Genomic DNA, 23,946 nt, shown 5'->3' with positions numbered 1-23,946 from the left:
TGTAAGTGGCTAATTTGTGGCGTCAGGCTAGTTCAATTTCAGCAAGTTTATTATGGCTTTGAAGTTTGGTTTTATATATGTGCTCACCATGCCAAGATCTGAAGCAGAAACTCGAAAACAGCTCATTGATCAGATGTTGGATTCCGCTGGTTGGAAAGTAGACAATCCCAATCACGTGACCACAGAGTTCACCATAAATCTCAGCAGCCCAGCACTGCACGAAGCTGAGGCCGTTTACAATAAGAAGAAAGAATTCAGCGATTACGTTCTCCTAGGTAAGAACGGCAAGGCTATCGCAGTAGTTGAAGCAAAAAAGACCTCAAAGGATGCAGCTCTAGGACGTGAGCAAGCTAAGCAATATTGCTACAACATTCAGAAAGAACATGGCGGAGAGTTGCCTTTCTGCTTTTACACGAATGGGCATTCTATTTATTTTTGGGATCTTGAGAACGCTCCTCCGAGAAAGATCGTTGGCTACCCCACCCGAGAGGACCTGGAGAGGTTCTCTTTCATTAGAAAAAATAAGAAACCTCTTACTCACGAATTTATTAATCCTGATATTGCGGGAAGAGACTACCAGCTCCGAGCAATCCGAGCAGTTTTAGAAGGAATCGAAGCGAAAAGACGAGACTTTCTACTCGTGATGGCTACAGGAACAGGAAAGACGAGAACCTGCATAGCACTTACCGATGCCCTGATGCGAGCTAAGCATGCCGAGAAGGTGCTTTTCCTAGTAGATCGCATTGCTCTTCGCGAACAAGCATTAGATGCCTTTAAGGAACATCTTCCTAATGAACCTAGGTGGCCGAATATCGGAGAAACTAACATCGTCAAAGACAGGAGGATCTACGTATCTACCTATCCCACGATGTTAAATATCATCCGTCAAGAAAAGCAGGAACTCTCTCCACATTTCTTTGACCTCATCATAGTAGATGAAAGCCACCGCTCTATCTATAACACTTATGGAGAAGTTCTTGATTACTTTAAAACGACTACAGTGGGTCTTACGGCTACACCAACGAATGTAATCGACCATAACACCTTTGAACTCTTTCACTGTGAGGGTGGACTACCTTCCTTTGCCTATACCTATGAAGAGGCGGTAAACAATGATCCTCCTTATCTCTGTAATTTCGAAGTCCAAAAGATCCAAACCCGTTTCCAAAAAGAAGGAATCAGTAAACGAACCATCTCACTTGAGGAGCAAAAAAAGCTGATCCTAGAAGGAAAAGAAGTGGCGGAATTCAGCTTTGAGGGCACACAGCTCGAAAAGCAAGTAACCAACAAAGGAACAAACACGGCCATTGTCAGGGCGTTTATGGAAGAGTCGATCAAAGATCAAAACGGAGTCCTTCCTGGTAAAACAATCTTCTTCTGTTCCTCGAAGTCTCACGCTAGGCGTATAGAGGAAATCTTTGACGAACTCTACCCTGAATACAAAGGTGATCTCGCCAAAGTCATCGTGTCTGAAGATTCACGTGTATACGGAAAAGGTGGATTACTGGATCAGTTCACCAACAAAGACTTCCCGCGTATAGCGATCAGTGTCGACATGCTTGATACGGGTATTGATATCCGAGAGCTTGTAAACCTCGTCTTTGCAAAGCCTGTCTACTCATACACTAAATTCTGGCAAATGATTGGCCGAGGCACTCGACTATTAGAGCCGAATAAAATCAAACCTTGGTGCCCAGAGAAAGACCGCTTCCTAGTGCTAGATTGTTGGGATAATTTTGAATACTTCAAGGTCGAGCCTAAGGGGAAAGAACTAGCCGCCCAAACACCTCTTCCCATCACACTCTTCAGTCTTAGATTAGAGAAGTTAGAAAAGGCTCTTGAGCTTGGCGAAGAAAACATAGCCCTCTCAGAAGGCGCAAAGCTTAGAACGCTTATTTCCCAGCTCCCAGCTCAGTCAGTAGTTATTAGAGAAGCCCAAGCAGATTTATCTCAGCTCAGTGACGTTAATTACTGGAATTCTTTCTCTTCAGAAAAAATTGCCTTCCTACGAAATACTATCCAGCCACTGCTAAGAACGCTCTCTGAAGTCGACTTTAAAGCCATGCGCTTTGAGCGTGACCTGGTAAAGCATTCACTCCTCACACTCTCTGGGGAAAAGCAGAAAGCCGAGGTTATCCAAAACTCTATCGTAAAGACCATTTCTGAACTACCACTCTCTGTAAGCTTTGTCCGTAAGGAAGAGGAGCTTATTACGCAGTCTCAAAAAACATCCTTCTGGGCGGAGCCTTCTCATTCTGCCCGAGAAACGATTAGCGATACCCTTTTGGAAAAGCTCAGCCCACTCATGCGCTTTCGGGAGGGCGATCAGAGACCGGATACAATCCATCTGAATTTCACTGATGAAGTCATCATCAGAGAAAAAGTAGAGTTTGGTCCAGAAAACGAATCAGTTAGTATCACCAAATACCGAGAAATGGTCGAAGCTCTCATCGCAGTACTCACCGAAGAGAACCCGATTCTGCTCAAAATTAAAAATGGAGAAGAAATCTCCGCTGAAGAATCTACCACTCTCGCAGGTATCTTACAGGAGGAACACCCACACATCACAGAGGATCTCCTCCGCACTGTTTACCAAAACCGTAACGCGACCTTCCTTCAGTTCATCAAGCACATCTTGGGAATCGAGGTTCTCCAGTCATTTCCAGAGAAAGTCACCGATGCCTTTGAACAATTCTACCAAGAACACAATAATCTCAGCAGTCGCCAAATGCAGTTCTTAGACCTATTGAAGACCTTCTTGATGGAGCGCCATAGCTTCGAAAAGAAAGACCTCATATCATCACCATTTACCACCATTCACCCCTGTGGTATTCGTGGGGTTTTCTCTTCTCAGGAAATCAACGAAATCCTAGCTCTTACGAAAGCTTTAGCCGCCTAAATCATCTACTCACATGCTACAAAACAATCCTGAACTAAAAGGAAAAATCGACCAACTCTGGAATAAGTTCTGGAGTGGTGGAATCTCTAATCCACTCACCGCCATTGAGCAGATCACCTACTTGCTCTTCATGAAGCGATTAGATGATCTTGATCTCAGGAAACAAGCAGATGCGGAATTTACAGGTGAGCCTTACACCTCGAAGTTTGAAGGCCTATGGATACCACCCGCTGATCGTCAGAAAATTGAGCAGGTGAATACAAAAAAAGAAAGGGCGAAGCTAGAAAAAGAGTTAGGCATAGAAAAACACACCCTACGCTGGAGTGAGTTCAAAAACTACCAAGCTGAAGAAATGCTCATGCATATTCAGACACAGGTATTCCCATTTCTCAAAGACCTTAATGGTGAAGAGTCTAACTTCACTCACCACATGAAGAATGCCGTCTTCATCATCCCTAAGCCTTCGCTACTAGTGGAGTCTATCAAGACTATTGATGAAGTCTTCGAGATTATGGAGAAGGACACGGAGGAGAAAGGACAAGCCTTCCAGGACATTCAGGGTGATGTCTATGAATACCTCCTCTCAGAAATTGCCACGGCAGGTAAGAATGGTCAGTTCCGCACTCCTCGCCATATCATTAAGCTCATGGCTGAGCTAGTGCAACCTCAGCTAGGTGACCGCATTTGTGATCCGGCTTGTGGTTCTGCTGGCTTTTTACTAGGCGCCTACCAATACATCGTGACTGATCTTGCTCGTAAATCAGGTAAGAAGGACCTCCCACTGGATGAAGACGGCTTTGAACGCACTTCGGTGGCTTCTACCCTCACGGAGAAAGCCCAAACCATCCTCCAGCAGTCTCTCTATGGCTATGACATCGATAGCACCATGGTGCGTCTCGGTCTCATGAACCTCATGATGCATGGAGTCGATGAGCCAAACATCGACTACCAAGACACCCTCAGTAAGAGCTATAATGAGCATTCCTCTTACGATGTGATCTTTGCCAATCCTCCCTTCACTGGAAGCATTGATAAAGGCGATGTGAATGAAGCCCTCACCCTGAACACCACGAAGTCTGAGCTCCTCTTCCTTGAGAGTATCTTCCTGATGTTAAAGAAAGGTGGCACCGCATGCGTCGTCATCCCGCAGGGTGTGCTCTTTGGATCTGGAAAAGCCTTTAAAGCCCTCCGCCAGACTCTAGTCGATAAGTGCGAGCTAAAAGCCGTTATCTCAGCCCCAAGTGGCGTATTCAAGCCATATGCAGGTGTCAGCACTGCCATCCTCCTCTTTACCAAAGTCTACGATGCAGAAGAAGAGGTCAGCCGACCAGCCTCAGAGTCTACCTGGTTCTACGATATGGAGTCCGATGGTTACTCTCTCGATGATAAGCGCACGAAGCTAGACAATCACGGAGACTTGCAAGAAATCATTAAGGAATATCACCAACGTGATCCTGAAGTTGCCTCAGAACGAAAAGCAAAGTTTTTCTCAGTGCCACATGATGAAATCAAAAAAGAAGAATATGACCTCTCTTTTTCTCGATATAAAGCAGTCGATTTCGATGATGTCGTGTATGAAAAGCCATCAATTATTTTAGATCGTATTATCGAAAATGAAGTCGGGAAACCTGAGAACGATGAAAAAAATGACCGGACTCAAATCAAAGGTGGTATTGTTAAAAGCTTATTTGAACTTAAAGGATTGTTACAATGAAGTCTGTAAAGTTAAGTGAAATTACGAAGCCCAAACAATGGAGAAATCTACCTATTTCAGCTTTAAAGGAGTCAGGTTATCCAGTCTACGGTGCTAACGGTATTATTGGTTACTATGATGAATATAATCACCTTGAAGCTACAATTGTAATCACTTGTAGAGGTGCTACTTGTGGCACAATAAATATCACCACCCCTAAAGCATATATAACCTCAAACGCTATGGCTCTTAATGAGCTCAATGAAGATATTTGTGATTTTGATTATTTAGCAAAATTTCTCTCCTACCGGGGTTTCTCAGATGTTATCAATGGGGCTGCTCAACCACAAATAACACGAGCTAACCTACAACGCGTTGAAATCCCCATCCCAGAAGGCACAGCGGAAGAGTCTCTAGAATCTCAGAAGAATATTGCGTATCTCTTGGAAAAAGTCGAACGCCTCATTGCCCAACGTAAAAAACAAATCGAAGACCTCGACGAATTCCTCAAAAGCGTATTCATCGACATGTTCGGCGACCCTGTGAAGAATGAAAAGGGCTGGGATAAACCAAATGTAGATAAATTTGGGGACATCATTACAGGAAATACTCCTCCAAGGAAAAATGCAGATAACTATTCGAACGGAGTTATCGAATGGATAAAGACTGATAATATCAAAGCTGACTCACATATTATAACAAAAGCTTCGGAGTCTCTTTCTGAAATAGGACTAAAGACAGGGCGTTCTGTAGATAACGGGGCAATACTGATTGCTTGTATAGCTGGCAGCCTTGATTCAATTGGAAGGTCAGCAATAGCCAATAGAAAAGTAGCATTTAATCAACAGATGAATGCTATTCAGCCATTTGAAGATGTTGATACATTGTATCTTCATCAGCTTATTCAAGTATCAAAAAAATATATCCAGAATCATGCTTCAAAAGGGATGAAAAAAATCCTTACGAAAGGAGATTTCAAGAAGATTAAATTCATTAAGCCTCCACTGGAAGAGCAACAGTCATACTCTAAAATTGCAAGCAAGGTTTATTCTGTAACTAAATTCCTGAGAACAGGATTACTAGACCTTGAAACCCTTTACGCTTCACTCAGCCAAAGAGCCTTCTCTGGAGAGTTAGACCTATCCTTAATCTCTCTAGATGAAGGTATGCCGGATGCTCCAAAAGCTAAGCGAGAATCGACCATACCTGTTCAGAGTGAGAACGAGGTATCTATGTTTGAAATGCCAGCTTCCGAAGGAATAGAGCTCGAATCAGAACATGTGGATGACACCATCATCATGAAATGGTTTGAGAGCTACTGCTCTTTTCAGAAAGAGCAGGCAGACGCGATAGATATAAACCAGTTCATCGAACAAGCCCAAGAACGCTACCAAGAACTCTCCGAACAGAACCAAGCCATAGGAGTTGGAACCTATGACAAATTACAAACTAAGCTCTTTGTTAACTTAGCCTCAGTGAATCAGGAGCAGTCATTGAACGAAGAGACAAACAAAGTAGAAGTCAAATCAGTAACCCTATGAAACTTCTCCGCATAAAAATTACGGATAAAGAAGGCTTTCGAAGCTTACACTCAGGATTTGAACATAAGTTTTGTGAAAATTGGAACATCATTGCTGATAGAGGAGTCATATTTTCCCATGATGGTTCAATTAGCCCCAAACCTTTCGAGCCATATATTTGCTCAGGTGAAAATGGCAGTGGCAAATCTAATGTATTAGAAGCCTTAGCAGAGATCTTCTTTCAATTAGAAAAACTACGTGTTCGCCGCTACTTCCTTCCTGATTTCTATAAAGAAGACGAAGTAGTTAGAGAAGATTACAAATATCGGTTAGACGCATACGAGCTCGAATACTCAATTTGGAATGGTGAATTTGAGCATTTCATCAAAGTTATTAAGGTTCCAACAACTAAAGATAAAAATGGCCAGAATATAGAACCCATTACCATTCGGAGAAGCTCATCTGACACTGGTGAACAGGATGTTGAAGTGAAGCCTTCCGAGCGTGACGAGATGCTACCTGAATACATCTTAGGATACTCTTCAGGTGAAAATGAAATTTTAAGTCTCCCGTTCTTCAAAATGCGATTTATTCAATACGATGAATATTGGAATGCCCTCAGTGGCAGAGCTCCCTACGCAGGTAAACCTGAAACGCGTATGGCGTATCTTGATAGTAGTTTTAGCCAAGCGATCCTCCTAACAAATATTCTAATGTATAACGAGGATGAACTCTCATTATACAAAGACCTCATAGACCTTGAAAAATTCAACAGTTTCCGAATCATACTTAAGGAAACCGTGATGGTGGATAAAGAAACCGCATATCATTTTTATAAAGACTCAAAAAACTCACCAAACTTTAACGAAATATCTTCAGAAAATCAAGACACGTTGTATGAGGTTAATATACTGGATATTTTAGAGTCTCTAGACACCAAGGAGTCTAACCATAGGATCATCGATAAGTTAAAAAACTGTGCCACTTGCCAATTCTACGAAGAATCAACCAAAACCCTATATTTAGATTACTGGGTTAATGATGCCACAAAAGAAGCGTTTCGAGAAAACTTTAGTTACTATGAAGTCGAAGGAGGCAGTAAATTCAAAGGTAATCCACTTGAACTCTTCCAAGCGTTTCAAGTGCTTTTAACTTTAAACCTATACACAGTAAGTAATAGGCTTAAAAATGACATTTACGCTTCTAATAGCATCTACGTCAACGAAACTGTGCCAACCTTAGCATCTGAAGATCGAGTTATGCGGTTCAAGCATGTTTATTTCAAAAAGAGAAATCTAGAGAAAGAGGTAATGGTCAAGAGTCTCTCAGATGGCGAACACCAATTATTACACAGCCTCGGTCTATGCCTCCTCTTTAAAAACTCCAATTGCCTCTTCCTGTTCGATGAACCAGAAACTCACTTTAATCCACGGTGGCGATCTGATTTCATCTCAAATCTCAACGCCTGTTTTAAAGATTCAACTGGTTATAGAGAAATGCTCATCACAACCCACTCACCGTTTCTTATCTCCGACAGCAAGCCTGAGAAGGTTTTAGTCTTTGATAAAACAGATGAAAAAGTGACCGTAAACCCTCCTGGTTACAACACTTTCGGAGCCTCCATAAATCAGATTACCATGAAGACATTTGGTGAAGAAGATACCATCGGTGCTATAGCACAGAGCAAATTAAAGGAATTTCTGGATCGCTCTAAAAATGGTGAAGACTCAGAGGCGTTAGTTAAAGCCATGTCATTTGAGTTAGGCGACTCTATAGAGAAATCCATGATCATCTCTGAAATATTGGAAGCGAAGAAAAAGTAGAATGTTACAGCCCTACACATACTTCGAACACGACTTGGAAAAATGGAAACGCTATGTGGACTTCATAGTTTCTGATGTATGGTCTCAGGCACCTACAGGTATTACCTTTGATCTAGAATTGTTTGAGTCCGCACCTGATATAAAAGAGTTCATCAGTAGATGTGGCTACAATCCACGAGCAAGCAAACCACAACAGAAGTTTCATCAAGACATTAAATCCATTTATGAAAGTTGTAATGCGCTAAGTAGTGCGCAAGTAAGAGAAATCCAAGAGTGGTATAATAGTAGTAGTTGTGTAGCTAGTATTTGTGAAGATAATCGCAATCACTGTATTTCAACCAAAGAATTATCGAGGGAGTTACGCCCAGTAGTATGCCTAATAGTAAATTTTCTCAAAAGCCTCTGGAATGCAGATTTGCTAGGAAAACCAAATTTACGAAAGCATTACAAACAGTTTTTAGAAGTTAATAAACCAGCAAGGTGTCACTTCTGTGGTTTATCCGACATGGTGGCGATCAACGGTTATAGAGAAGACTATGATCACTTTTTACCCAAGTCAAAATACCCAGCTAACTCAATCGATTTTAAAAATCTAGTGCCAACCTGTAGTCACTGTAATAGTAAATTCAAAGGTTCAACTGATCCAGCGCGCAATATGGATAAAAGTCGCCGTCTTGCATTTTATCCTTATTCTCAAAGTAACCTGCAACCAGGAGTAACGGTAACTATCGAAGGGTTTCATCAAGGAAGTGTTCCGAAAGATAAGTGTTATATCTTACTTACTCCCGAGGATTCTCAAGAGGTTGAAACTTGGAATGATCTCTACCGCATTAAAGATCGTTACATTGAAAAATGCACGAGTGCTGATGGAAAGGTCTGGCTAGAAGCTGCACGTATAAAGAAGGACAAAAGAAAGATCTCTTTACCCGACCAAATCGAAGACATAAAAGAAGAAATTGAACTTTGTGGAGCTCTAGCCACATCAAATTTCCTTAAGCTAGCATTTCTAGAAGCATGCAATCAGAGCGATGTAATAAATAATTTAGAATCAAACTCATGACAAAACGCGGAAAAACCATCCAAATCTATCTACCAGACGGAAACCCACGCTCAGTTAAGATTGCTGAATTTACGAGCAGAACCGTGCAAGCAATCCTGATACCACGTGCCCAATTAGAGCAAGCCTACAAACGAGCGGAACTCTCTAATGTAGGCGGAAATGGGGTCAGAAGTATCAGACATCTTGCAAGTGCTTTTTTGAGTTTTTTTTATTTTGATTCGAAGGCGTGTTAGAGCGTGCCGAAAAAACACCTTGTTTTTTGGCATCGCAAATCATGCGTCAAACGGATCGTTGCTGCTTGGGCTCTGATCGGTTAGAGGGGGGCGGCAGCGATGGCAACCATCGGTTTGCTCACTGAGAGCGTTCGCCCCCTTGTCCTGGCATCCTGTAGCGCGCCCTCGTTATCGGCTTGCGCAGATGACGGAGCTCAGTATCTTTAAGCCATGGCCCATACCCCGAACTTGCGTAGAGCCGGGGTCGGGTCGGGGGCGACCGTTGTTTCTGGCATTCTGACCCAAGCCGTCGCAATGCGGCTGCAGAGAAAAAGCCATCCGGTCGCCCCCTCGCCGATTTTATTCCCGTCGCGCGTTCATCTTGGATTTATGCATGGAAAGGTTGTAAAATATGCTAGTCTTCACTGGGCTTGACGGGTTGCAACGAGAGCTCTACGCCGTGGAGCTCCGTGACAACTCGACGCCAGAAGCCCATGGGGTAGTTTTCATCGGTTAGCATATCCTGCCAACCGGGGATGACTCGCCATTTTTCCACGAGTTTAGCCCATGTTGTTAGACAGCCGTCAGTGATGTCGTAAGTGTCCGCGCCCTGACGGCGCGCCGTGGGCGGCAGGTAAGGTGTCTGGGCGGTTACGAGGCTGCGGGTGAGCCGTAGTAGTGTGCGAGCCCCGGCGTAGGCGGCATGCTGGCCGTTGGCGTTGCGGCGTAGGAACCTTTTCTTATGCTCGGGCGGGCCGCAAAGACCTATTTTTTGAGCTCCCTGCACCACCTGAAATACATGGGGACAGACCCATGGGGACAGACCTTTTAATATATGGGGACAGACCTTTTATAGAGAAAGCAACTCGACTGTGATCTAGATCTGTAGTAAGTTGTTCACTATGAGAAGTCCTCGCTCATGTGTGTTGTCTCCCTGGGGTAAGAAGCAATCTGCGTCTTACCATATTATATCGCGTGTTGTGGATCGGCAGTTTGTCCTTCAGCGGCAAGAGAAGGAAGAGTTCGTGCGCTTGATGCGGCTCTATGAAAAGTTTTGCGGAGTACGTGTCCTGACGTACTGCGTGATGACCAACCACTTCCATATACTTCTCGAAGTCCCTCCAAAGCCGGAAGAGGAGATGAGTGATGACGCTCTGATAGCAAAACTTTCGGTGATCTATAGTGAAGGGTATGTGAGTCAGATAGTATTACTGTTATCCGCTGCGAGGGCTCTAGGAGCTGAAGAAGAGGTGGAGCGGATTCGGAATACTTACTTGTACCGTATGTATGACCTTTCTCAGTTCATGAAGGTGCTGAAACAACGCTTCACCCAGTGGTACAATAGGAAGCATGGGAGGACGGAAACACTGTGGGAGAGCCGCTTTAAAAGCGTGTTAGTGGAAGATGGCTACGCAGCCATGGTGATGGCGGCATACATTGATTTAAATCCTGTCCGTGCCGGGATGGTGAAAGATCCGAAAGAGTACCGTTGGTGTGGGTATGGTGAAGCCATTGCTGGGAGGCGCAGAGCGAAAGCGGGGATCGCCGCAGTGTTAGTCAAGAATGAGGAATCAATAGGGCAAAGTGCAAGAAATCAGACACAAGGTGAGCGGCTCGCGGCTTATAGAATGTTCATGTTTGAGGAAGCTCACGTTGTGGAGGGGTCGAAGCGTAAAGGCATCTCTACTAAAACCGTACAGAAGGAGCTTAAGAATGGCGGTAAACTTACGCGAACCCAGATGCTGCACTGTAGAGTACGCTATTTCAGTGATGGAGCAGTGATCGGGAGCAAAGCCTACGTGGATGCCTACTTTGAACAAAAACGTGCTCAATTTTCTGAGAAAAGAACATCAGGTGCCCGCAAGTTAAAGCATATGGCAGAGGGCGGGCTCTATGCCTTACGAGATCTCCAGCGACGGCCAGTGGGGTGAAACGGGCTCACTCTTTCTAGTGCTATGTCTGCACTCTAGAGAGATTGTTCTTCGCGTTGCTCAGTGACCTGCTGCTTGTGTTGCTAAGTAAGAAGGGTTCTGTGGCGTTCACTCGTGAAGCTCGCTTACTTTGAGCAGTCGAACTGCGTTCTCATCCCATCAATTATGCTGTAAAACAAAAAAGACCTCAGCGAGCTGAAGTCATTTTTATTTTAAGATGGCGGATCGGGAGGGATTCGAACCCTCGGTGACATCACTGCCACACACGCTTTCCAGGCGAGCTCATTCGACCACTCTGACACCGATCCTGTTATCTTAATATGTTACCTCTTGCGAGGTGGGCGGAAGCTACTGGGAGATTTGGTTGGTGGCAATTCTTTTTTTGTAAAAATCTCCATTGGCTTTTGACGGCTTATAAAAGTGGCATTAGATGTCTGCATGGCTGACATTACTGAATCGATTCTGCTGCTTGATAATGGATCATTGAGGGCTGCTGCGACCTTACAATTACGCGCGCTGGCGGCGAGGCTTTCCAATCTCATTGGGGTAGAAGTACATGCTGTTTCTTTACTGCATTCTAGCAAAGTAGATCCTGGCGAACTTGATGGCGTAAAAGCGCAGACCTTTGTGCCATTTTTAAGAGCTCAGAGGGAGTTGGGGATACATCGGTTTAAAGTGATGCCCTTGTTTTTTGGTCCGAGTGGTGCGCTTGTGGATTACCTGCCGAAGCGGGTGCTGGATTTACTGGAGGACGGCTGGGAAGAGTTGGAGGTGAATATTGCCCCAACATTGGTTCGCGAAGGCGACTTACGGGTCGCTGAAATGATGGCAAAGCTGGTGCGTGATAAGATTAGTGAACTGGGGTGGGAAAAGCCTGCTGTTGCGATGTGTGATCACGGCACGCCGGCTAAGGCGGTGAATGATGTGCGCGAGCTGGTGGCGAGGCAACTCGCTGAGATTTTATCTGAGGATGTGAGTACGGTCCGCGCTTGTTCGATGGAGCGCCGCGAGGGGGCTGAATATGATTTCAATGAACCACTATTAGAAAACTTGTTAGGTCTTGAAGGTTTCGAGAAGCAGGTGATTGTTTCTATGTTGTTTGCGGGGCCGGGTAGGCATGCAGGGGTAAATGGAGATGTGGCTGAGATTTGTGCTGCAGCTCGCGAGGGGAGTTTACAGTTAGAAACTGCAATGACTGCGCTGGTGGGCAGTGAGGCGGAGGCTTTGGTGGCGGTGCTCGCTGATCGCTATAGAGGAGCCTAGGTAAGACTGAAAGCAGACACAAAAAAGCCGCATCGTGTTAGGATGCGGCTATCTTTCTATCAGCTGGAGCGGGTAGAGGGAATCGAACCCTCCTAATCAGCTTGGAAGGCTGGAGCATTACCACTATGCTATACCCGCTTTTTGCTGTTGGAAATCAGCGTTGCTGCTGACGTGGGGGGAGTATTAGAAGAGAGCTAGGAGTTGCTCAAGCCTAAACTTGCATAAATTTCACGTGTGGCTTTGGATTTATTCAATGTGTAGAAATGAATACCAGCTACATTGTTAGCGAGAAGCTCGCTGCATTGTTGCGCAGCGTAATGAATACCAATGCGTTCCACCGCTGTCTCGTCGCCATTTGCGCGTTCGAGAGCTCGGAGGAGCTTAGCTGGGTAGCGTGCTCCTTCTGCTAACTCTGCCATGCGGCGCATTCCTTTAAGTGAAGTGACTGGCATGACGCCAGCAATAATTGGGATGTTTACACCTGCTATTGCACAGCGCTCACGGTAGTCGAAGAAGTCGTGGTTATCGAAAAAGAGCTGGGTGACGATGTAGTCTGCGCCGGCGTCGACTTTTTCCTTCAGGTATTCCATTTCGAGCACGCGGTTTGGCGTGGTGGGATGGCCTTCAGGGAAACCTGCGACACCAATACCGAATCCACGAGGGTCGGGGTGGCGGCCAGATGCATTAAATTTTTTGATGAAACGCACTAGGTCGGCAGCGAATTTGAAGTCATCGTTACTGCGGTCGTAGTTCGGGTTATCGCGTGGCGGATCTCCGCGGAGTGCTAAGATATTAGAGACACCGGCCTCAGCGTAACGGCTAAGGATAGAGTCGATTTCTTTCTCGGTGTGGCCAATGCAGGTGAGGTGGGGTACTGGGGAGATGCCGGTGGTTTCTTTGATTCTGACAACGAGATCGTGAGTGAGATCGCGCGTGGTGCCGCCAGCTCCGTAGGTAACGGAGACGAAGGATGGCTTATACGGTTCGAGCTCTGCGATGACTTCATAGAGCGCGTCAGAGGAATTCTGGGTTCTCGGTGGGAAGAACTCGAAGGAAAGTGACGGGCCGTCTTGATTCAGAATGTCGGAAATGTGCATGGACTACGCAGTTGTGAAACATCTGGCGATGGAAGCAAAGAAAAAAGCAAACGGATCAAAATCTAACCCTAATTTAGTAGCGGTGATTATTGTTAGGGTCGACCGCTAAAGTTACTAATGGTAATGAAAGGAGCTCATACGGTCTATGAAAAAGGTGAGCTCCTAAGGTGGGTTTTAGGTATGCCAAATGCTAAGTAGTGTATTGAAGACTTAAAATGCGTGTGTGAGCCCCCCAGCTACTGCCTGTAACGATGTGTCTTTTTATTAAAAATTGTAAAAATGATGAATACTATAGATGAGCCAGTGGTCTCGAAAAAAGGGAACGCAAAGTTAGATCTCAAGAGTTATACTGGGATTCAGTTATCAGGGGTGATCTTTGTGGTGGTGATGGCCGGTATGCTGATTGTAAATATGGTCATTTCCAGCTCATTGAAAGATGACTCATCTGGGATCAACCTTGCTGGTCGTCAACGGATGCTGTCTCAGCGCATGACAAAATCTATGGCGGCGGTACAGGCATCTATTCAGAGTGATGATTTAGTGCTCGCTAAAAAATTTCAAGACGAGCTGAAGTTATCCTCTGGTCTTTTTAATGACACTCTTATCGCTTTTCGTGATGGAGGAAAGACTACGGGCGCGACTGGGGATCAAGTGACTCTCGTACAGGTTACAGACGCTGAGTTGAAGTCCTATGTCGAGGAGGCTGATCAGATTTGGTCTGAAGTTTCTGAGGGGGTGTCTTATATGGCTAACCATGAGCTGAGTAGTATCGATAAAGCTGTTTCTGATGAGGCTATGAGTCAGCTGTCAGCAAATAACCTAAAGCTTTTGAAGCTGATGAATCAGCTGACTGTCGGGCTAGAAAAGACAGCGGAAGCTAGATCTAGTACACTGCAGTGGGTGATGGGGGGCGCGCTATTATTGGTGGTAGCGAACTTTGCGTACGTGATTATTTACTCAGTAGGCTTGTTGAAAAAGCGCGACCTTAAGCTTCAGCATTTCTCAACGGATTTGGTCTCTAAGAATGCGGAACTTTCAGATACAAACGAGGCTCTGGCGAGTGCTCAAGAGGAAATTAATGAGGCTAATACCTCGCTCCAAGGAGCTTTGGGGTCATTAAAGGTTTCAAACCAAGAAGCGCAGCACCGTGCGTCTGAACTAGAGACGCTCACTGTCGATTTGAACCGTCTGAAAGAAGAGTCTGACACGATCTTTAACTCAGTGGACCACGGGCTTTGTCTGATCGATTCCAACTTCAAGATTGGTCGTCGTATTTCAGCTGCTACTTACGACATTTTTGAGACGAAACATCTGTCAAATATGTCATTCCTAGATCTTATGCGACCTCTGATCACTGAGAAGGATCTGAAGACTCTAGAGAGTTTCTTGAGGCTTCAGTTTCAGGGTAAAACGATGTCTAGACAGCTTGAGAAATACAATCCACTCAAGAAGATAGAGATAACCCTCAAATGGGATGGTACGCGCTTCACCAATAAGCACCTAGGATTCGAGTTCGAGCGAGTCATGGAAGGGGATAAGATCGATGCAGTTCTTATTACCATCACTGATGTCACGGAAACCATTGTGTTGGAAAATGAATTGAAGCGTGCGAGCGAAGAACAGGATCGTAAGACGAGTCTTTTGTTAGAGATTATTCAGAGTGATTCTAAGGAGCTTGATCTCTTCCTTGCTCAGACTGAGAAAGGTCTAGATGACATTAATGACCTGCTACGCGATCAAGGTGTTAGCGCAGAGGCCGATCTTAGTGAAACTGTGGTGGACCTTGTCGAAAATGTGTTCCGGAAAGTGCACAACATCAAGGGTAACGCTTCTATGCTAGGTCTCGATAGTATTGTAGAAATTACGCATACAGTGGAAGATAAGCTCTCAGGTCTACGCAAGCGCAAGGATGTGAAAGGTGATGAGTTTCTTAGCTCCCTAGTTCAGTTAGCAACACTACGTGAGCGCCTCAATGATTACCAAGAGCTCACGCAAACGATCTTGAAGGACTTCGCTTCAGCTAAACCAGTAGAAGCGAAGAAAACGGCTTCTGAAGGTCTTGCTCTAGAGTTGAGTAAGTTTGCGAACAAGGTGGCAGATGATTTAGGTAAACAGGTCTATGTGAAGTCTCGTCTAGAGATGGACTCTATGAACCCTAACGCCTATCAGTCTATAAAGGATGTCTTGATTCAAGTGACGCGTAACTCGGTGGTTCATGGAGTAGAGTTTCCTAAGCTTAGAAAAGCCAAAGGAAAATTGGCAGAGGGTATTATAAACCTTTCTTGTACCAAGAGTGAGAGTTCCCAGAATATACTAAAGGCACCGTGTTATGAACTTACATTTCGAGATGATGGCGCAGGTTTAGATATTCCAGCTATTAAGGAGAAAGCAGTGGAGCTTGGAATGATTAGCAAAAGCGAAGCTGAAACGATGCCAAACGCGCAAGCGGCCGGCCTGATCTTTAACCCGAGTTTTTCCATGCAGGAAGAGTCTAATGAGCACGCTGGTCGTGGGACCGGAATGGGGATTATCAAAGATATCGTTATTACACAGCTTGGTGGGAAGGTTTCGATTAGTTATGTAGCGGGTCAGTATCTCCAGATTAGCTGCCTCATCCCAAAAGTAAGTGTGGAAGCTTCTCAAGCAGTTTCGGTCAACTAATTAGAACGAAGAAGATATATGAAATTACTCATTGTAGATGACTCGGCTATGATTCGCCGGTCAATAAACTCAGCGTATAAGGGGAGTTTATTTACTGAAATTCAAACCGCCGCTGATGGTCTGTTAGCGGTGACAACCTTTAAGCAGTTTCTGCCTGATGTGGTGACTCTCGATATAACTATGCCGCATATGGATGGCTTGGCTGCTATGTCTCAGATGTTAGAAGCTAAGCCAGATACTACCATCTTAGTGATATCGGCTTTAGCTGATCACCATACTGCGATCGAGTCATTGTCGAGGGGGGCGCATCAATTTATATGTAAGCCTTTTACAGCCGAAGAACTTAAAGAAGCATTAGATGATTTATTAAAAGATAGAGTGCCCGAAGCGAAGAAGAAGGTGTCTACTGAAGTAGATGTAGAGCTTAATAAAACGATGTCTCAAATCGCCAAAGCGAGCTCAATAGTGAAACAGCGGACACCTACGCAAGAAGAATACCCTTCTGGCTACGTCAGTCCGCCAGTGGCAGACCAGGCGGTAACGCGTCAGCCAAACTATGACGCTGTTAGTTCACAGAGACCATTGACTGAGATGTATAAGCTCTGGAATAAAAGTAGTTAGATATAAAGTGATGTCAGAAAATGATAAAAAACCCCATGGCGGGATAGATGAAGACACTATTCGTTTCTTTGTGTGGTCAGTTTGGAACTTTTTCCAAGCAAGTACCCATCAGGAGCCGGAAGTTGGGACTCCCTACCTTTTTGATAAATTTGAACATGATGATTACACCGGTATCATCGGCGTGTCAGGTTCGCAGAAGGGTGCTGTCTACTTCACAATGTGTCGTGAAATGTTAGATTCCGTGCTGAAGATTAATTACCCTGAATTAGAGGATGAAAATCCAACTGATGAGCAGCTCGAGGAGATGCGAGCGGACTATGCCGGGGAGATGACTAACATCGTTTCGGGTAATGTACGAAACTATCTGGGTGAGCAGTTTCTCATCTCGGTTCCAGTCGTAGTGACCGCTAAAGGCTCTGATTTGCACATGCAGCAGTCTACGCACGGAATCGTGTTTCCTGTCAACTGGTCCGGATATCGCTGCCATTTGATCTTAAGTCTTGAGGCGAATAACCTCAAAAATGATGAAGAGTTGTTAGAGTATACTGTATGAAAAATGTAATAAAAATCCAACTTCCTGTAGAACTAAAAACTTACACAGCATCGATAGAAAATGTGGGTGAAGATGTGAAGCTTCCCGCAGTACTTTGGCAATTATTGGAGACCCTTAGTATGACAAGCATGGTGCCAGAAGAGATCGGCGCTTACCTGTCGCTCGATAGTGGACCAGCGCTACAAGTGATCGAGGAATTAGTAGCAAGTGGTCTGATCACTGAATCTGAAGGGCATAGTTACTCTGAGTGGAAGGATATGTATGAGGAGCAAAGTATTGCGGTAGAGGAAGACCTTTTGGTTCTCGATGAAGAAACTTTGATAGAGAGCGAAGTCGAGACAAGCTCTCTAGGAGATGGTTCTTTCGAGGTGGAAGAGTCGACCTGTGAGGTGGTGGAAGTAGTGAGTTTCAACATTGCCTAAGCGATAGTATTTTGCTGTCTGTCATCCTGTGCTATGTATTGAATAGCACAGGATTTTTTTTGATCGGAGCTGGTGGCATTCTTTGGGAGTACATTAGATCGTTAATTTGAGGAAAGGATTCGACAAGACTCGTAGTATGCACGAATATACTCCCTCAAACTCGCGTAAGGGAGAAAGGCGAGATTCCCCAATACATTTATGAAAATTAAGAGATCGATCAGAAATGCGGTATTGAGCAGTGTGGCTGCTTTGACCACTGTGGTTCCTGCGACAGCTGCTGAGACTGACTTCAACGAGGTCGGTAAGCAAATGTCGATCATGCTACAGAACAGGCATTATGATCGATTGCCATTCGACGCGAAATTGAGCGAACGCATTTTTACGATGTATCTCAATGAGCTGGATTATGGCAAAATGTACTTTACTCAGGTGGACGTGGCTAAGCTTGAGAAAGAGTTTGGCGAGAAGCTGACTGACATGTTGTTGCACAAGGAGAGCATGGAGCCAGCACAGGAGATTTATAAGGTTTACCGTGAGCGTGTGGATCAGCGTATCGACTACGCAAAGGAGCTTTTAAAGACTCATCAATTTGATTTTTCTCAGGAAGAGGCTATTAAACGTACCCGTCGCGATGTGGCTGAGCCTACAATAGAAGGCTGGCCAGCAGATGATGCGGCAGCTAAAAAGCTCTGGTTAGGGATGGTTGGGGACGCAATGCTTTCAGAAACACTGCGCCGTCAAGTGATCGAAGAACGTGCTAAGGAGCAGGGTAAGAAAAATCCATTGGAGGATGATAAACCGATCGCAGAAAAGTTAACTCTCCGTTACGAGCGCGTGAAGCGTGCAGTCGATGATGTGGATAACGAAGATATCGCGAATTATTTCCTTTCTGCTGTAGCGAAATCCTACGGGCCACATACTGACTATTTCAGTGCCCGCGAGATGGAGCGTTTCATGTCAGGCATGAGCAACGAGTTTGTGGGCATTGGAGCTCTATTGCAGGCGGAAGAGGACGGCGCTACCAAGATCATGGGTATTGTCAAAAGTGGTCCAGCAGAAGGTCAAGGTGAGCTTCAGCTCGACGACCGCATCGTCGGAGTGGATATTAACAACACTGGCGAAATGATTGATGTCATGTTCATGAAGATCGATAAGGTCGTGGACAAGATTCGTGGAGAAAAGGGCACTAGTGTGCGACTCAAGGTGGAGCCCTCAGATGGTGGTGAACCAAAGTTCATCGTGATCAAGCGTGGCACTGTTGAGATGGGTGAATCTTTTGCACAAGGTGAGATTATCGAGAAGAAAAATTCGGAGAGCGAGATCAGCCGCATTGGCGTGATCACATTGCCATCTTTCTATGCAAATTTTGATACGGGTGAGACTCGTTGTTCTGTGGATGTGGAGAAAATCCTTAAACGCTTCAACAAGGAGAATGTGGAAGGGCTCATTCTCGACCTTCGAGGCAATGGCGGCGGCTCGCTTGAAGAGGTGCGTAGGATGACTGGCTTCTTCACAGGTAAGGGACCAGTAGTTCAGGTGAAAGACTACCTCGGACGTATCGATCTTAAAAATTCCTATGAGCGTGCGATTTTCCACAAGCCAATGGTGGTCCTCATTGATAAGTCCTCAGCATCCGCTAGTGAGATTCTCGCTGGTGCGTTACAGGACTACAATCGTGCGATCGTTGTCGGTACTAGCTCCACCTTTGGTAAAGGAACGGTTCAGCAGCCGATGGATATTTCGCGTTTGATGCCATTCTTTGCCAACCGTGAGCGCGCTGGCTTTCTTAAACCAACGATTCAGAAGTTTTACAGAGTGTCTGGGATGTCGACCCAGAACAAGGGTGTCGAAGCTGACATCGTGCTTCCTAACATGATGGATGCTATCGATGTGGGTGAGAAATACCTCTACTATGCATTGGCGTACGATAAGATTGATCGTGCTGCTGGCTACGCGCCGCAGTCACGTGAAAACCTTTTTGTAGCTCAGCTGAAGGGTAAGAGTCTAGAACGGATTAATGATTCGAAAGACTTCATGTACCTAGCCGACGATGTTCTGAGAACGAAGGAGCGAATCGATAAAAATGAACTTTCATTAAACATAGATATTCGGAAACAGGAGCTTGCAGAGGCTGAAAATAGAATCAAGGAGCGTAACAAGGAGCGCATCGAGCGCTTTGCTGAAATACAAGAGCAGGACAAAGAGAGCTATGTTTTCTACAAGGCTCACCTCGACGACCTTGATAATGATGAGCTGCCGATCTTTGACCCTAGTTCAGACGAAGATGATTACATGAATCGCGCGAAGGATGAGATTCAAGAACTCGACATCACTCCGGAGTGGCCATCTGGTCTCGACCCAGTGATGCGCGAAGGATTGTTCATTCTTGATGATTTGTTGCAGCTTACTGACCAAGCTAAAATGGCTGGAGTTCAGCAAAAATCATAGACCTCGTTACTTTTACAGATACCCGTCCGGTTGTTATTCAATCGCGCGGGTTCTTTTTTGCCCACATCTAAAATGGAAGAAATCAAAGCCGCGCTAAGTGATATATTAGAGTCCTCGCTAGCGCGTTTGGAAGAGCTAGCAGGGAGCAAATTCGCTGGGCAGGTGAGTGTGGTGTGGAATAAGCGCATGCGCTCGACAGCGGGCCGTGCCTTTTGGCCAGAATGCAGAGTGGAGCTCAACCCTAAGTTAGTAGAGGTGAGTTTGGATGAAGTCCGGCGGACCTTGTTGCATGAATTGGCGCATTTACTCGCGTATTATCGCTGTGGACGGAGGCGTATTGCTCCTCATGGGGCGGAATGGCAGCAGGCGTGTGCTGATCTGGGAATTCCAGGTGAGAGTGTTCGTCACACTTTGCCGTTACCGCGCAGAGCGCAGCAGAAGAAATGGCGCTACACTTGCCCGAGCTGTCAGGAGAGTATTGAACGGGTACGTAAAATGAAGCGGCATGTTGCCTGCTATTCTTGTTGTCAAAAACTCAATGGTGGCCGCTACCATAAGAGGTTCGAGCTAATCGGAGAAAGTCTCGTTTAGCTAGCCGATCGAATTAGTTGGTGAGATCTTCTAGAGTGTTCATCGGAGTCGTTGGCTCGGGTGCATTTTCGATTTCTTGGATGATGGTGATGAGAGCCTCGTAGTGCTCAGTCATTTTTTTGTTGTGAGCGCGATGCTCCGGTGTGGAGATGTGGTACTGAGGATTGTTGTAGAGTTGCTTGGCAAATTCCTTAATCATCGGGAGCTGTGTTTTGGCATCGGCTCCGTAAATGAGCAGAGCTTTGAAGCAGGATTGCCAGCGTTTGGAAAGTCCCCAGCGGCCAATATCAATAAGCTCGATACAGAGTGGAAGACCTTCCGCTACTCGGTTGCGTGCGAGTATTTCTAAACCGGTGAGGCGGATGCCATCGGAGAACATGACTCCACTGGGAGCTGGCTCTGCGACTGCTTTGTAGATGGCAGGAAGGAGTGGTTTGACCTGTGATGTTGGTAGTTTGAGGAGTACCGACTTGAGCGAGCTTCGTGACCGACCGTCTTCATTTTGCAGCAGAGTTTGAATGACATCGGTCATGAGCTCTTGGTCGATCGTCGCGATAGATTTCTGGATAAGGCCAGATTTGGAGTCGAAGAGTGCGAAGCCGACATAGCGGCGGAGGTATTCGCGATGGTCTCCGGGCATTGGCTCATCAGTGATCAATGTGAGTAGCTCTGGGATGCATTTTTTCGCGGGCGGGCCGATACCGGCGAGGGCTTCAGCTGCTTGGGCTCGGACCCAGTAGTCGTCAGAGCTGAGTAATTTTTTCAAATGGGGTATTCCTTGCGCGCCAGCTGTCCCTAATTGTTCCCACGCGGTACAGACTCCGAGGATTTCATTCTTTGAATGGCTCTGTGTGAGCTTGATGAGAGGAGTGACTAATTCTCTGGGGTTCTTCGTCTTGAGGGCGGCGGCGGCGCGCTTACGTACGACAGGCGACCATGACCTGAGGTTTCCTAACAACGCGTCAGTGCTGCGAGTTTTGTAGGAGCTTGCGTTGCTTTCAGGCGTCCATCCTCGGCCATCTTGAATCACGGAAGTGACTTGTTGTTGGTTCATTGACGGGAGACAACTTTTGCGCATGCCTGTGAGGTAGAGATTGCGCTTTGGGATGGCGAAGGAGAGTACATACGCTCCCGTGCAGTCCCAGCCACCGTAGGAATGTTCACCTCTAACAGCACCGGGCTTTCCGAGGAAGGTAAAGCTGCCATCGTGGGTGCGGGCGAGATCCATCAGCCAGGCGGATTCTTGCATCCATGCACCCGTTGCAAGTTCTCCATTTCTGGAGATTCCGGGGAGTGCCCAGAGCATATTGAAAAAATTCCCCGTGTGGCCGGTTTCGCGTTCGATCCCGTAACTCGCCAGTGCCGTTTTGGAGAAATAGCGGGTGGCGGATTGGTCGTTTAGGAGGTCGAAGAGTACGGCTGCAGCTGATGCCTTGCCATTGTCGTCGTGAGTTTTCAGGAAAGGATGATGGTCACCATACGGGATTGGTCCTTTTTCTGAGTAGAAGCGGAGGAAGCGCTGGCATTTATCGATTGCGGAATCGATTTCTTCACTTTCGATTCCAGCTTCCTTGGCAAGGAGTAGCGAGATGGTGAGGCTGATTCCGACTTGATTCATCGAGCCGTATCCTATGGCGATCCCTGTATCTGGATTCGCAAAGCGATGCCCCCAAGTGCCGACATGGCTCTGGCCCTCGGCGATCTGTTGGCTCAATCTCTTGATCGTTGGAAGCACAGATGGATCACTGGTGCGGAAGTAGTACTCACACATGAGAATATTGACCCAGCCAGAGGACCATGAGTGGAGGTCGCGGTCCGAGACCTCCCAATCTTTTAATTCTGAAATGGCTTGTTTCACCAGCGGTGACCATTGCTCATCGCCACTGGCCATCAGCGCGAGGGTGTTCAGGACCTTCACCACAACGTGTCTACGCTTGCCATCCGGTTTGCTCATGCTTTTGGCAATTTGGCTGCAGCCGAGTGCGACAATTTTCTGCGATTTAGGGCAATCGAAGGGCGCTGTCTTGGAATAGCGGCCGAGTGGCTCGAGCTGTAAAATGACCTCAGCCGTTTTGCCTTTGCGCCAGACCGTGAGTGAAAGCTTGCCATTAGTGGCTTCGGCTTCGGTGATCGCCTTAGCGAGGGTGATGCGTGCATCGCTTTTAAATGAGGTGCCATTGGTGCCGAGGATGACATCTCCAACCTTGAGCAGCGTACTCGCTGGGGAGTCTTTCGCGATTTCAGTGATGAGGATTTGACGGCTTTTTGAAGAGCCTCCTTTTTCACAGTAGACCCAGCCTTCTGCTCCTGTCGCACCGAGATTCCATGCGTGCGGGCTGTCGGGTGCTAATCCGTCACCCTTGGTGAAATCAGGGATTTGCGCCGTAGCTAGGCCAGTGAAAAAGGGGAGAATGAAGAAAAGGGTGAGCAGGCGCATTCCAGTCACTATTTCCAAGTTTGAGCCTCTATCAATTAAATAACTTGTTGATAGTGTGTTTGTTCCTCGTTTCTTCTCATGAAGACTGCGATGTGGCGGTCGACCGATTTGAGTGGCTGTTTGAGAATCACACGGGAGCGTGGATTTTGGAAGGTGTGGAGGAGTTGTGCCCCGAGTGCGCTGATGGCCTGCACTGCCTGTCTGTGTTCGCGGTCAAAGTAGGAGGTGATGATGAGCCTGCCGTTTGGCGAGAGCTGCTGGAGGGCGCTGTCGTAAATGCGAATCCAGGTCTCTGCGCCATTCCAGAAGTTTTGGTGGCGCATCAGCACGAGGTCGACTTCTGCTGGAAGGCTGCGGATTAGCTGCAGCTTGCTGGCATCGTGCTTCAGAAAGGCGATGTCCGCGTGTGGGGTCGACGGCCAGCGCCGGCGGGCATCGCTGAGCTCGCGATCTCGGATATCAACGCCGGTGAGGTGGAGGTGCGCACAGAGTGGGCTGAGGCAGCGCAGGAGCGTGCCAGTTTCGTCGGCTCTGCCACAGGCTATATTGAGCGCCGTAAACGTGTCTCGGTGCTCTGGGAACGATTCTTGAAGGATGGGAGCCAACAAGGATTCCAGAATGTGCAGATCAGTCTGGGTGCGCGCGTTGTTGGTCGGCTTCGGCATGACAGTCAGCGTAGAGAAACTCCGCAAGCCTGTCGAACTAGGATATGAGA

The 23,946-nt window shown here is 46.4% G+C and carries 16 protein-coding genes and 2 tRNA genes; 13 read left to right on the top strand and 5 right to left on the bottom strand.

The window, feature by feature from the left end:
* Positions 1-88: 88 nt before the first annotated feature.
* The 6 genes from ACSHX2_RS11085 (at position 89) to ACSHX2_RS11060 (ending at position 11,138) form a co-directional block, all read left to right on the top strand.
* Positions 89-2,899 (top strand): DEAD/DEAH box helicase family protein, encoded by a 2,811-nt coding sequence (locus ACSHX2_RS11085; RefSeq protein WP_435693013.1) that lies wholly within the window; start codon positions 89-91, stop codon positions 2,897-2,899.
* 13 nt (positions 2,900-2,912) lie between these two features.
* Positions 2,913-4,613, top strand: coding sequence for a type I restriction-modification system subunit M (locus ACSHX2_RS11080; RefSeq protein WP_435693012.1), 1,701 nt, complete (start codon positions 2,913-2,915; stop codon positions 4,611-4,613).
* Positions 4,610-6,133, top strand: a complete 1,524-nt coding sequence (locus ACSHX2_RS11075) for a restriction endonuclease subunit S (RefSeq protein WP_435693011.1) — start codon at positions 4,610-4,612, stop codon at positions 6,131-6,133. The genes ACSHX2_RS11080 and ACSHX2_RS11075 overlap by 4 nt, the downstream gene beginning before the upstream one ends.
* A complete protein-coding gene (locus ACSHX2_RS11070; RefSeq protein WP_435693010.1) occupies positions 6,130-7,935 on the top strand; it encodes a restriction system-associated AAA family ATPase in 1,806 nt (601 codons plus the stop codon). The genes ACSHX2_RS11075 and ACSHX2_RS11070 overlap by 4 nt, the downstream gene beginning before the upstream one ends.
* 1 nt (position 7,936) lies before the next feature.
* Positions 7,937-8,995, top strand: a complete 1,059-nt coding sequence (locus ACSHX2_RS11065; protein WP_435693009.1) for an HNH endonuclease — start codon at positions 7,937-7,939, stop codon at positions 8,993-8,995.
* A gap of 1,114 nt (positions 8,996-10,109) precedes the next feature.
* Entirely contained in the window at positions 10,110-11,138 is a 1,029-nt protein-coding gene (locus ACSHX2_RS11060; RefSeq protein WP_435693008.1) for a transposase, read from the top strand.
* Between the two features lie 218 nt (positions 11,139-11,356).
* Here ACSHX2_RS11060 and ACSHX2_RS11055 read toward each other — a convergent pair.
* Positions 11,357-11,446 (bottom strand) — tRNA-Ser (locus ACSHX2_RS11055).
* A gap of 130 nt (positions 11,447-11,576) precedes the next feature.
* Between ACSHX2_RS11055 and ACSHX2_RS11050 the strand changes: the two genes are divergently transcribed.
* The gene (locus ACSHX2_RS11050; RefSeq protein WP_435693007.1) at positions 11,577-12,401 is read left to right on the top strand and encodes a sirohydrochlorin chelatase; all 825 of its coding nucleotides are present in this window, start codon (positions 11,577-11,579) and stop codon (positions 12,399-12,401) included.
* Positions 12,402-12,465: 64 nt separating this feature from the next.
* Here the strand turns inward: ACSHX2_RS11050 and ACSHX2_RS11045 are convergent.
* Both ACSHX2_RS11045 and metF read right to left on the bottom strand, forming a co-directional pair.
* Positions 12,466-12,539: transfer RNA gene (locus ACSHX2_RS11045), tRNA-Gly, on the bottom strand.
* Positions 12,540-12,595: 56 nt separating this feature from the next.
* Positions 12,596-13,498, bottom strand: coding sequence for a methylenetetrahydrofolate reductase [NAD(P)H] (gene metF / locus ACSHX2_RS11040; RefSeq protein ID WP_435693006.1), 903 nt, complete (start codon positions 13,496-13,498; stop codon positions 12,596-12,598).
* Between the two features lie 279 nt (positions 13,499-13,777).
* Between metF and ACSHX2_RS11035 the strand changes: the two genes are divergently transcribed.
* The 6 genes from ACSHX2_RS11035 to ACSHX2_RS11010 all read left to right on the top strand — a co-directional run bounded on the left by ACSHX2_RS11035 (position 13,778) and on the right by ACSHX2_RS11010 (position 20,794).
* Positions 13,778-16,159 (top strand): type IV pili methyl-accepting chemotaxis transducer N-terminal domain-containing protein, encoded by a 2,382-nt coding sequence (locus tag ACSHX2_RS11035; protein ID WP_435693005.1) that lies wholly within the window; start codon positions 13,778-13,780, stop codon positions 16,157-16,159.
* A gap of 18 nt (positions 16,160-16,177) precedes the next feature.
* Positions 16,178-16,780 (top strand): response regulator transcription factor, encoded by a 603-nt coding sequence (locus ACSHX2_RS11030; RefSeq protein WP_435693004.1) that lies wholly within the window; start codon positions 16,178-16,180, stop codon positions 16,778-16,780.
* Positions 16,781-16,790: 10 nt separating this feature from the next.
* Entirely contained in the window at positions 16,791-17,333 is a 543-nt protein-coding gene (locus tag ACSHX2_RS11025; RefSeq protein ID WP_435693003.1) for a chemotaxis protein CheX, read from the top strand.
* Positions 17,330-17,755, top strand: coding sequence for a hypothetical protein (locus ACSHX2_RS11020; protein WP_435693002.1), 426 nt, complete (start codon positions 17,330-17,332; stop codon positions 17,753-17,755). Before ACSHX2_RS11025 ends, ACSHX2_RS11020 begins: the two co-directional genes overlap by 4 nt.
* Positions 17,756-17,953: 198 nt before the next feature.
* On the top strand, positions 17,954-20,203 hold the full coding sequence (locus tag ACSHX2_RS11015) for a carboxy terminal-processing peptidase (protein WP_435693001.1): 2,250 nt from the start codon (positions 17,954-17,956) through the stop codon (positions 20,201-20,203).
* A gap of 72 nt (positions 20,204-20,275) precedes the next feature.
* On the top strand, positions 20,276-20,794 hold the full coding sequence (locus ACSHX2_RS11010) for a SprT-like domain-containing protein (RefSeq protein WP_435693000.1): 519 nt from the start codon (positions 20,276-20,278) through the stop codon (positions 20,792-20,794).
* Positions 20,795-20,807: 13 nt separating this feature from the next.
* Here the strand turns inward: ACSHX2_RS11010 and ACSHX2_RS11005 are convergent, their stop codons facing one another.
* Together ACSHX2_RS11005 and ACSHX2_RS11000 are read right to left on the bottom strand one after the other, a co-directional pair.
* Positions 20,808-23,231 (bottom strand): DUF6288 domain-containing protein, encoded by a 2,424-nt coding sequence (locus tag ACSHX2_RS11005; RefSeq protein WP_435692999.1) that lies wholly within the window; start codon positions 23,229-23,231, stop codon positions 20,808-20,810.
* 35 nt (positions 23,232-23,266) lie between these two features.
* Positions 23,267-23,896: a class I SAM-dependent methyltransferase gene (locus ACSHX2_RS11000; protein ID WP_435692998.1), complete on the bottom strand. Its 630-nt coding sequence runs from the start codon at positions 23,894-23,896 to the stop codon at positions 23,267-23,269.
* Positions 23,897-23,946: the final 50 nt, after the last annotated feature.

This window comes from Rubritalea sp. (assembly GCF_051252225.1).
Classification (GTDB): Bacteria; Verrucomicrobiota; Verrucomicrobiia; order Verrucomicrobiales; family Akkermansiaceae; genus Rubritalea.
The sequence above is the reverse complement of the archived record's forward strand: the minus strand, read 5'-3'. Positions and strand labels throughout refer to the sequence as shown.

Bases quoted from the DNA above. Each gene is read 5' to 3' on its own strand.
- ACSHX2_RS11065 (WP_435693009.1), top strand. From the start codon at position 7,937: ATGTTACAGCCCTACACATACTTCGAACACGACTTGGAAAAATGGAAA.
- ACSHX2_RS11075 (WP_435693011.1), top strand. From the start codon at position 4,610: ATGAAGTCTGTAAAGTTAAGTGAAATTACGAAGCCCAAACAATGGAGA.
- ACSHX2_RS11020 (WP_435693002.1), top strand. From the start codon at position 17,330: ATGAAAAATGTAATAAAAATCCAACTTCCTGTAGAACTAAAAACTTAC.
- ACSHX2_RS11085 (WP_435693013.1), top strand. From the start codon at position 89: ATGCCAAGATCTGAAGCAGAAACTCGAAAACAGCTCATTGATCAGATG.
- ACSHX2_RS11070 (WP_435693010.1), top strand. From the start codon at position 6,130: ATGAAACTTCTCCGCATAAAAATTACGGATAAAGAAGGCTTTCGAAGC.
- ACSHX2_RS11030 (WP_435693004.1), top strand. From the start codon at position 16,178: ATGAAATTACTCATTGTAGATGACTCGGCTATGATTCGCCGGTCAATA.
- ACSHX2_RS11015 (WP_435693001.1), top strand. From the start codon at position 17,954: ATGAAAATTAAGAGATCGATCAGAAATGCGGTATTGAGCAGTGTGGCT.
- ACSHX2_RS11035 (WP_435693005.1), top strand. From the start codon at position 13,778: ATGATGAATACTATAGATGAGCCAGTGGTCTCGAAAAAAGGGAACGCA.
- ACSHX2_RS11005 (WP_435692999.1), bottom strand. From the start codon at position 23,231: ATGCGCCTGCTCACCCTTTTCTTCATTCTCCCCTTTTTCACTGGCCTA.
- ACSHX2_RS11080 (WP_435693012.1), top strand. From the start codon at position 2,913: ATGCTACAAAACAATCCTGAACTAAAAGGAAAAATCGACCAACTCTGG.
- ACSHX2_RS11010 (WP_435693000.1), top strand. From the start codon at position 20,276: ATGGAAGAAATCAAAGCCGCGCTAAGTGATATATTAGAGTCCTCGCTA.
- ACSHX2_RS11000 (WP_435692998.1), bottom strand. From the start codon at position 23,896: ATGCCGAAGCCGACCAACAACGCGCGCACCCAGACTGATCTGCACATT.
- metF (WP_435693006.1), bottom strand. From the start codon at position 13,498: ATGCACATTTCCGACATTCTGAATCAAGACGGCCCGTCACTTTCCTTC.
- ACSHX2_RS11060 (WP_435693008.1), top strand. From the start codon at position 10,110: ATGAGAAGTCCTCGCTCATGTGTGTTGTCTCCCTGGGGTAAGAAGCAA.
- ACSHX2_RS11025 (WP_435693003.1), top strand. From the start codon at position 16,791: ATGTCAGAAAATGATAAAAAACCCCATGGCGGGATAGATGAAGACACT.
- ACSHX2_RS11050 (WP_435693007.1), top strand. From the start codon at position 11,577: ATGGCTGACATTACTGAATCGATTCTGCTGCTTGATAATGGATCATTG.